At 40.1% G+C, this 4,449-nt stretch carries 4 protein-coding genes; 1 reads left to right on the plus strand and 3 read right to left on the minus strand.

Going from position 1 to position 4,449, the window contains the following annotated elements:
- Positions 1-1,094, plus strand: a 1,094-nt coding sequence (gene ytvI, locus V7164_RS07255) for a sporulation integral membrane protein YtvI (protein WP_335353771.1), incomplete at its 5' end; no start/stop codon positions are given.
- A gap of 53 nt (positions 1,095-1,147) precedes the next feature.
- Here the strand turns inward: ytvI and V7164_RS07260 are convergent.
- Genes V7164_RS07260 through pfkA form a run of 3 tightly spaced genes read right to left on the minus strand, consistent with a single transcriptional unit; the run spans position 1,148 to position 4,283 of the window.
- Positions 1,148-1,534, minus strand: coding sequence for an FxsA family protein (locus V7164_RS07260; protein ID WP_335343860.1), 387 nt, complete (start codon positions 1,532-1,534; stop codon positions 1,148-1,150).
- Positions 1,535-1,546: 12 nt separating this feature from the next.
- Complete coding sequence (gene pyk, locus V7164_RS07265; protein ID WP_335343861.1) at positions 1,547-3,307, minus strand: pyruvate kinase; 1,761 nt, start codon at positions 3,305-3,307, stop codon at positions 1,547-1,549.
- Positions 3,308-3,323: 16 nt separating this feature from the next.
- Positions 3,324-4,283: a 6-phosphofructokinase gene (gene pfkA / locus V7164_RS07270; RefSeq protein WP_335343862.1), complete on the minus strand. Its 960-nt coding sequence runs from the start codon at positions 4,281-4,283 to the stop codon at positions 3,324-3,326.
- Positions 4,284-4,449: the final 166 nt, after the last annotated feature.

Genomic DNA, 4,449 nt, shown 5'->3' on the forward strand with positions numbered 1-4,449 from the left:
CGTTAAGGTTATTATTCGTTATCGGCTTTGCTCTATTGATTCTTATAGGTTTTTTCTATGTTTCAAAAGTGACATACCCGTTTATTATTGGTTTTGCCATTGCCTTTCTTATTAACCCGCTCGTTAATTTCCTCCAGAATAAATGGCGAATGCCTCGTGCACTAGCGGTGCTAATTAGTATAGTTCTGATTATCGCTCTATTTGCAGGTCTGATCACTCTATTAATAGCAGAGATTGTATCAGGTGCAGATTACTTGGCTAAAGTAGTTCCAGATCATTTGGAAACACTTATTGATTATGTTGAACAATTCTTTGCAGGACAAATTATTCCATTTTACAATCAGATAACAAGTCTTTTTAATAGTCTGGATACCGGGCAGCAAGGTACAATTATGGAAAATATAGAGAATGTCGGAAAGAAGATTGGGTCAACTTTAGGGACATTTATTCAAAACTTCTTTGGCAAAATACCGAATATTTTATCTTGGTTTCCGAATGCAGCAACTGTTTTGATTTTCTCGTTGCTTGGCACATTTTTTATTAGTAAAGATTGGTACCGGCTTTCTGCAATGGCCGGCAAACTGCTTCCAAACCGAGCGAAGACGAGCGGAATAACAGTTTTTGCAGACCTTAAAAAAGCTCTTTTTGGATTTGTGAAAGCCCAAGCAACACTTATCTCCATCTCAACAGTCATCATTTTAATTGGGTTATTAATTTTAAGAGTTGATTATGCAATAACGATTGCACTAATTGCAGGAATTGTTGACATTATCCCTTATTTAGGGACCGGATTAATTTTTGTTCCCTGGATCATTTATGAAGCCGTTGCTGGAGATTTAGGTATGGCTATCGGATTAGGGATTTTATATACAATTGTTCTCGTTCAGCGTCAAATTATGGAGCCAAAAATACTTTCCTCCAACATCGGACTTGATCCTTTAGCTACTTTAATTGCCTTGTTTGTCGGGTTTAAGTTAATTGGATTTTTAGGACTGATTGTCGGCCCTGTTACTCTAGTCATTATTACAACCCTGCATAAAGCTAACGTATTCCATGATTTATGGCTATTTATCAAAGGGAAACCTGAGTCTTAAATACATGCAGAAAAAGGTCATTCCATTGTGGAATGACCTTTCTCTATTTCAGCTTATCTTATAATCGTTATTGTATTTCTGTCTATCCATTTTCGAAACCATTTAATCATGAGCTTTTTGAATATGCTTTTTGTTGGGGGAGCTAATAAGAGTAAACCAGTAATATCACTTAAAAAACCCGGGGTGAGAAGCAATGTTCCACCGATTAACACACATATCCCATCGAGAATCGCGTCTCCTGGCATTCGGCCATAGCTCAGCTGCTCCCTAGCTCGCCTTATCGTTTCAAGCCCCTGTTTCTTAGCTAAATATGCTCCCAATACGCCTGTAAATACAATTAATCCAATTGTTGGCCATACCCCTATAAAATTCCCTGAGAGGAGGAGCATCCCAATCTCTGCAGCGGGAACAACAATGATCAATAATATTAAATATCTCATAGTGTCACCATGTTAGAGAACACTAGCATGCCCGTTATAAATAACACCCCGATTGGAGTCGACTGTAATTTCCTGCCCATCCTTCAATAAAGTTGTTGCATTTTCAACTCCAACGATAACAGGTATGCCAATATTAATTCCAACTACTGCCGCATGACTCGTTAGCCCGCCTTCCTCTGTAATAAGCGCGCTGCACTTCTCGATAGCTGGCACCATTTCTCGATCCGATCCAATTGTTACTAAAATGGCTCCTTCTGTTACTTTAGCATTCGCTTCCTCTGCATTACGGGCAACAACTACTTTTCCAAATGCAGACTTTCGTCCAATTCCTTGAGCCTTTACCAAGATATCCCCTACGACATGTATTTTCATCAAGTTTGTCGTTCCTGCTTCACCTACCGGAACACCCGCTGTTATAACAACTAAATCACCAGAAGACACAATCCCGCTATTTAAGCTTTCTTCTACTGCGGCATCAAGCATGTCATCTGTTGTTGATGCCTTTCTTCCAATTTGCGGATAAACTCCCCAAACGAGTGCAAGACGGCGAGAAACATAATCATTTGATGTAACAGCGACAATCGGTGCTTTAGGACGATACTTAGAAATCATCCTTGCCGTATGACCGCTTTCAGTAGGTGTGATTATGGCATGAACATCAAGGTTAAGTGCCGTATGTGCAACAGATTGACCAATAGCATCGGTTATATTATGTTCATTGTCTTTACTGCGTGAGGAGAGAATTTCTTTATGGGCTAAAGCTGTCTCTGCACGGGAAGCAATATTATGCATCGTTTGCACAGCTTCAAAAGGATATGCGCCTGCAGCTGTTTCTCCAGAAAGCATGATAGCATCAGTACCATCAAAGATGGCATTTGCTACATCACTTGCTTCAGCTCGAGTAGGACGAGGGTTGCGCTGCATGGAGTCAAGCATTTGTGTAGCTGTAATGACAGGTTTTCCTTGTGCATTGCATTTTTTGATTAATTGCTTCTGCACTAAAGGAACCTCTTCCGCAGGTATTTCAACGCCAAGATCTCCTCTAGCAACCATTATTCCATCAGACACCTCAAGAATTTCATCGATTTTATCGACTCCTTCTTGGTTTTCAATTTTAGGTATGATCTGGATATGTGAAGCCTGATTGTCTTCTAATAGCTGTCTAATTTCCAGAACATCAGATGCTCTGCGAACAAATGAAGCTGCGATAAAGTCAATTCCCTGTTCAATTCCAAAAAGGATATCTTGAGCGTCCTTTTCTGTTATACCAGGTAAATTTACAGATACTCCTGGAACATTAACACCCTTCTTATTCTTTAATATTCCGCCATTTAAAATGATCGTATGAATTTCTTTTGAAGCCTTATCAATCTTGTTCACCTCAAGAGCAATCAAACCATCATCAAGTAATATCTTAGAACCTACCTCTATGTCATTAATTAACTCGGCATATGTAACAGAAAACCTCTCCGCTGTCCCTTCTACTTCATTCATAGAAACAATGATTTCATTGCCTGCTTTCAATTCAATGGCATCGTGTCTCATATTATGAGTACGAATTTCAGGACCTTTCGTATCTAAAAGAATAGCAACCGTTTTTTCCGCCCGTCTAGCTGCCTCCCGTATATTTCGGATTCGCTGTCCATGCTCTTCGAAATTTCCATGTGAAAAGTTTAAACGTGCCACATTCATCCCAGCTTCAATTAACTGCATTAATTTTTCAACACTCTCACTGGCTGGTCCAATCGTACATACGATCTTTGTTTTTCGCATGATGTTTCCTCCTCTATTAAATCGAAAGTTCCTTTGATAATCTAAAGATTCCAAGATCCACTACATGCTTAGTATCAAGGACCTTATTAAAATCATGGTCAACAACTAGATTGTTCTCAATTCCAACAGCACGTCCTCCCTTGCCTTCAAGCAAGAGCTCTACCGCATATGCACCAAGGCGACTGGCGAGAACACGGTCAAATGCTGTTGGAGAGCCGCCGCGCTGCATATGTCCTAAGACAGAAACCCGTGTATCAAAATTCGTAGCTTCCTCGAGTTCTTTGGCAAAATCCATTCCCGTTGTCACACCTTCTGCCACGATGATAATACTATGCTTCTTACCCCGTGCATGTCCCTTAATTAGTCTGGCAGCAATTTCATCCATATTATATTTTTCTTCTGGAATAAGAATGGTTTCTGCCCCACCGGCTAATCCCGCCCATAGAGCAATGTCTCCTGCATTTCTTCCCATGACCTCAATAATAAAGGTGCGTTCATGAGAGGTAGCTGTATCTCGTATTTTATCAATTGCGTCAATAACCGTATTAATAGCCGTATCGAAGCCGATGGTATACTGAGTTCCTGCAATATCATTGTCTATCGTTCCCGGAACGCCAATGCATGGAAAACCTTGCTCAGATAGTGCTCTTGCACCATGATAGGACCCATCTCCTCCAATAACGACTAATCCTTCAATCCCATATTTCTTTAACTGTTCCAATCCTCTTTGTTGGCCATCTTTTGTTTTGAATTCCTCACATCGAGCAGAGTATAATATCGTTCCCCCGCGATGGATGATATCTCCAACGGAACCAAGCTCCAGTTTGTTAATATTCCCGCTTATAAGCCCTGAATATCCTCCTAAAACTCCAAAAACCTCTATATCATGATAAATAGCTTTTCTTACTACGGCACGAATTGCCGCGTTCATGCCCGGGGAATCCCCTCCACTCGTAAGCACTCCTATTCTTTTCACACTTCCACCTCAAATTCTTATTATCTAAATAAGATTACTTCCAATACTGTATAAGTGAAATCAAATTCACTTTTTAGAAAGGGAAATACTAGAAATCACAAATTGGCATACATCTAAAATACCATGAAGACATTGGTATCACAACTGAATTAGAAAAGCGGAAGCG

The organism is Bacillus sp. JJ1474 (assembly GCF_036965225.1).
Taxonomy (GTDB): domain Bacteria; phylum Bacillota; class Bacilli; order Bacillales; family Cytobacillaceae; genus Cytobacillus.

Bases quoted from the DNA above. Each gene is read 5' to 3' on its own strand.
- V7164_RS07260 (WP_335343860.1), bottom strand. From the start codon at position 1,534: ATGAGATATTTAATATTATTGATCATTGTTGTTCCCGCTGCAGAGATT.
- pyk (WP_335343861.1), bottom strand. From the start codon at position 3,307: ATGCGAAAAACAAAGATCGTATGTACGATTGGACCAGCCAGTGAGAGT.